This window comes from Streptomyces bobili, from assembly GCF_002154575.1.
GTDB classification, from domain to species: Bacteria; Actinomycetota; Actinomycetes; order Streptomycetales; family Streptomycetaceae; genus Streptomyces; species Streptomyces bobili.
This window is the reverse complement of sequence record NZ_MUBA01000402.1, coordinates 1-4,431: the sequence shown is the minus strand read 5'-3', so window position 1 is coordinate 4,431 and position 4,431 is coordinate 1. Positions and strand designations below refer to the sequence as shown.

At 71.2% G+C, this 4,431-nt stretch carries 4 protein-coding genes; 3 read left to right on the top strand and 1 reads right to left on the bottom strand.

Going from position 1 to position 4,431, the window contains the following annotated elements:
* Positions 1-86 precede the first annotated feature (86 nt).
* Positions 87-836 carry a SigE family RNA polymerase sigma factor gene (locus tag BZL64_RS28125; RefSeq protein WP_086771983.1) on the bottom strand — a complete coding sequence of 250 codons (750 nt, stop codon included), beginning with the start codon at positions 834-836 and terminating at the stop codon, positions 87-89.
* Between the two features lie 600 nt (positions 837-1,436).
* Here BZL64_RS28125 and afsQ1 point away from each other — a divergent pair.
* From afsQ1 to BZL64_RS28110, 3 genes are read left to right on the top strand one after another with little or no spacing between them, the layout of a single operon-like run.
* Positions 1,437-2,114, top strand: a complete 678-nt coding sequence (afsQ1, locus tag BZL64_RS28120) for a two-component system response regulator AfsQ1 (RefSeq protein ID WP_190046492.1) — start codon at positions 1,437-1,439, stop codon at positions 2,112-2,114.
* Complete coding sequence (locus tag BZL64_RS28115) at positions 2,111-3,667, top strand: sensor histidine kinase (protein WP_086771982.1); 1,557 nt, start codon at positions 2,111-2,113, stop codon at positions 3,665-3,667. Before afsQ1 ends, BZL64_RS28115 begins: the two co-directional genes overlap by 4 nt.
* Positions 3,664-4,284 carry a hypothetical protein gene (locus BZL64_RS28110; RefSeq protein ID WP_086771981.1) on the top strand — a complete coding sequence of 207 codons (621 nt, stop codon included), beginning with the start codon at positions 3,664-3,666 and terminating at the stop codon, positions 4,282-4,284. Before BZL64_RS28115 ends, BZL64_RS28110 begins: the two co-directional genes overlap by 4 nt.
* Positions 4,285-4,431: the final 147 nt, after the last annotated feature.

The following is a 4,431-nucleotide window of genomic DNA, read 5'->3' as shown; positions in this document are numbered from 1 at the left end:
CCCCGTCGGGTCCCCCCGGTACCGCTTCCCCCGTGTTTCCCCCGTTCACCGGCTTCCCTGAACAGAAGCCGGATCCCCCGTCCGCCTCAGGCGACCAACTCGCCGAAGGCGTCTTCCTCGTCACGGCCGAAGCTGAGGACCTCGTCCTCACGCAGCCGGCGGAGCGACCGCCAGATGCTCGACTTCACCGTGCCGACACTGATGCCGAGGATGTCCGCGATCTCCGGGTCGGTGCGGCCCTCGTAGTACCTAAGGACCAGCATCGTCCGCTGGAGTTCGGGCAGCCGGGTGAGCGCCTGCCACAGGACCGTGCGCAGTTCGGTGCCGCGCATCGCGTCCGTGTCGCCGGCCGTCTCCGGCAGCTCCTCGGTCGGGTACTCGTTCAGCTTGCGGCGGCGCCACGCGCTGATGTGCAGGTTGGTCATGGTCCGCCGGAGGTATCCGCCGACGGCCGCCTTGTCGCTGATCCGCTCCCAGGCCCGGTAGGTCGAGAACAGCGCGCTCTGGAGCAGGTCCTCGGCCTCGAAGCGGTCACCGGTGAGGTGGTAGGCGGTGGCGTACAGGGAGGCGCGGCGCTCCTGGACGTAGGCGGTGAACTCCGCCTCCGACAGCGAGCGACGCTCCCCCGAGTCCTCCCTGTACGCGGCTCCACCGTCCGCCGTGGCGGGCGTCTCCCCCGTGCGGGCGTCGATCACCGTCATGATCGCGGTGTGCTGACGCCCGGTGCCGCGGACGCACCCCCGTCCCCCCACGGCACCGGCCTTCTCCGAACCCCGGTTCACGTCGTGCAGGCGCGTGATCACTGCGCTGGTGTTCAGGCTGTGCAGCGTGTTCATCTCGCGCCCCCCGTCGTGGACTTGCGGTGGTTTCGGTCTGTTGTCACCGGCTCGGCGTCGTGCTCCCTTGCCTGATGCCGAGAAGCTTGCCCAGCCCACTTCATCGCCGTGTCCGTCGACTGTCACAGACCTGTCACAGGGGTCCGTCACAGCGACACCACAGATCGTCCACAGGAGTTGCCGGTAGCCGTGGGCTCCGCGTCGACGCGGGTCGGCGATGACCGGCTTCCCGCTCCGCCCGCCCGGCCGACGTAGGCCCCCGAACCGGGCGTCCACGACGAGGACCGCGCGATACCTGGCGAATTTCCACGGGATCCGGCCCGCCGTCCGCGGCCGTCGCCGAAGGCCGGCCGGCCCCTCCGGCCCTCTCCGATCCGGCCGGTCGGCTCGGTCGGCGCACCCGCCATCGGCCGCCGGATCCGGTCGAACAAGCAGGTCTGCGGGTCGTGGACCGGACCGGGACCGGGCCTGCGCACCGGCGCTCGCGGCACGTCCGCGACCCCCTGTACGCCGCGCGCGCCACGGAAACCACACACCTCCGGCACCCGAGCCCGTACCCACGGGTCGAACGACAGCCCCTCCATGGGCCAGAATGAGCCCGTGCCTTCCCTGTTGCTGATCGAGGACGACGACGCCATCCGTACGGCCCTGGAGCTCTCACTGACGCGCCAGGGACACCGTGTGGCGACCGCTGCGAGCGGTGAGGACGGTCTGAAGCTGTTGCGCGAGCAGCGGCCGGATCTGATCGTGCTGGACGTGATGCTGCCCGGCATCGACGGATTCGAGGTGTGCCGTCGTATCCGGCGCACCGACCAGCTGCCGATCATTCTCCTCACCGCGCGCAACGACGACATCGACGTGGTGGTCGGGCTGGAGTCCGGCGCCGACGACTACGTCGTCAAACCGGTGCAGGGGAGGGTCCTGGACGCCCGGATCCGGGCCGTGCTGCGCCGCGGGGAGCGCGAGTCGAACGACGCCGCGACCTTCGGCAGCCTCGTCATCGACCGCGCGGCGATGACCGTGACGAAGAACGGCGAGGACCTCCAGCTGACCCCGACCGAGCTGCGGCTGCTGCTGGAGCTGAGCCGGCGCCCGGGTCAGGCGCTGTCCCGGCAGCAGTTGCTGCGGCTGGTCTGGGAGCACGACTACCTGGGCGACTCCCGGCTGGTGGACGCCTGCGTCCAGCGTCTGCGGGCCAAGGTCGAGGACATCCCGTCCTCCCCCACGCTCATCCGCACCGTGCGCGGAGTCGGCTACCGCCTGGACACGCCTCAGTGAGATCGGGGCAAGGGGGGGTCCGCGGCTGGTCCGCGGCGCGCAAGGGGCATCTTTCACGGCTGCGTTTCACCAGCCTGCGGCTGCGGCTCGTCGTGGTCTTCGGGGCGGTGGCGCTGACCGCGGCCGTGTCCGCGTCGGGCATCGCGTACTGGCTCAACCGCGAGGCCGTCCTCACCCGCACCCAGGGGGCTGTCCTGCGGGACTTCGAGCAGGAGATGCAGAACCGGGCGGGCTCGCTGCCCGAACACCCCTCGCAGGACGAACTCCAGCACACGGCCGGGCAGATGGCCAACAGCAGCCAGCGCTTCAGCGTGCTGCTCGTCGGCGAGGACTCCAGCGGCAAGACGGTGTACGGCAACTCCGGCGGCCTGAACGGCTTCTCCCTGGAGGCCGTGCCCAAGTCCCTGCGCACGGCCGTCAACAAGGAGCAGGACACCACCGCCGGCAACAAGTCGCCGTACCACCTGTACTGGCAGCGGGTCGTCGAGGACGGCACGCCGTACCTGGTGGCCGGCACGAAGGTGATCGGCGGCGGCCCGACCGGGTACATACGCAAGTCGCTCGAACCGGAGGCCAAGGATCTCAACTCCCTCGCCTGGTCCCTGGGGATCGCCACCGGGCTCGCGCTGATCGGCGCGGCGCTGCTCGCCCAGGCCGCCGCCACGACCGTACTGAAGCCGGTGCACCGCCTCGGGGTGGCCGCGCGCCGCCTCGGCGAGGGCAAGCTGGACACCCGGCTGCGAGTCTCGGGCACGGACGAACTGGCCGACCTCTCCCGCACGTTCAACCGGACGGCCGAGGCCCTGGAGAAGCGGGTCGCGGACATGGCGGCCCGCGACGACGCGTCCCGCCGCTTCGTGGCGGACATGAGCCACGAACTGCGTACGCCGCTCACCGCGATCACCGCCGTCACCGAGGTGCTGGAAGAGGAACTGGACGCGGAGTCGGGCAGCATCGACCCGATGATCGAACCGGCGGTCCGCCTGGTCGTCAGCGAGACCCGGCGCCTGGGCGACCTGGTCGAGAACCTGATGGAGGTCACCCGCTTCGACGCCGGAACGGCCCGCCTGGTCCTGGACGACGTCGACGTCGCCGACCAGCTCACCCACTGCATCGACGCCCGCGCCTGGCTCGACGCGGTCGACCTGGACACCGACCGCGGCATCCACGCCCGCCTCGACCCGCGCCGCCTGGACGTCATCATGGCCAACCTCATCGGCAACGCGCTCAAGCACGGCGGTTCACCGGTACGCGTCTCGATCCGCGAGTCGGCCGACGAGGTGGTGATCGCCGTCAGCGACCGCGGCCCCGGCATCCCCGAGGACGTCCTCCCGCACGTCTTCGACCGCTTCTACAAGGCGAGCGCCTCCCGCCCCCGCTCCGAGGGCAGCGGCCTGGGACTCTCCATCGCCCTGGAGAACGCCCACATCCACGGCGGCAGGCTCACGGCCGCCAACTCCCCCGACGGCGGCGCGGTCTTCACCCTGCACCTGCCGCGGGACGCGTCGGAACTGGCGGAACAGTCCGAGAAGGACAGGGGGGACGCCTCATGAAGCCCGTGAAGCGGGACCGCGCACGCCGTCTGCTCGCCCTCTCCCTCCTCGCCGGACTGCTCACCGGCTGCGGGATCCGGGCCACCGAGGTACCGACCGACTTCGGCCCGGCACCGTCACGGGTGCACTGCTCCCTCACCGACCCCGAGGTGACGACCCAGACGACGAGAGGCGTACCGGTCCAGGTGTTCCTGCTGTGCGGCTCGTCCCTGGTCTCCGTGGACCGCGCCGTACGGGTCCCCGACGGGACGGCGGACTCCGCGCGCCGTGTCCTCGTGGCCCAGGGCCTGTTCGACGAACTGGCCGAGTCCCCCTCCGTCGCGGAGAAGGAGGCCGGCTTCACCACGGACGTACGCGGCGGCATGAAGGTGAGCGGCCCGGCCCCCGGGGACCCCGACGACACCCTGCGCCTGAGCACCTCCCCCGGCGACCTCACGTCGTACGCCCTGGCCCAACTCGTCTGCACCTTCTCCGACTCGGCGGCGGCGGAGGGCGACGGCTCGGTGGTCCTGGGCGGCCCGGACACGGACCGTCCGCGCCGCTACGAATGCACCGACGAGGTCCGCTCCCGCCCCGGCTCGACAGAACCCCCGTCATCGGAAGTCCCCGACAACTGAGGGCAGGGACCGCCTTGTGCGGCACGGCCGAAATGCTCCGGGAGCGGGCCGTGGCGGTGCGTCGAAAGCCCGTCGCGTAGCCCGTCTCTGCCCCGTAGGACCATGAAAGAGACGGCAGTACGCCCAACTGGCGACGGGCTCGACGCA

Excerpts from the sequence above, each read along its gene's own strand:
- BZL64_RS28125 (WP_086771983.1), bottom strand. The coding sequence starts at position 836 with ATGAACACGCTGCACAGCCTGAACACCAGCGCAGTGATCACGCGCCTG.
- BZL64_RS28110 (WP_086771981.1), top strand. The coding sequence starts at position 3,664 with ATGAAGCCCGTGAAGCGGGACCGCGCACGCCGTCTGCTCGCCCTCTCC.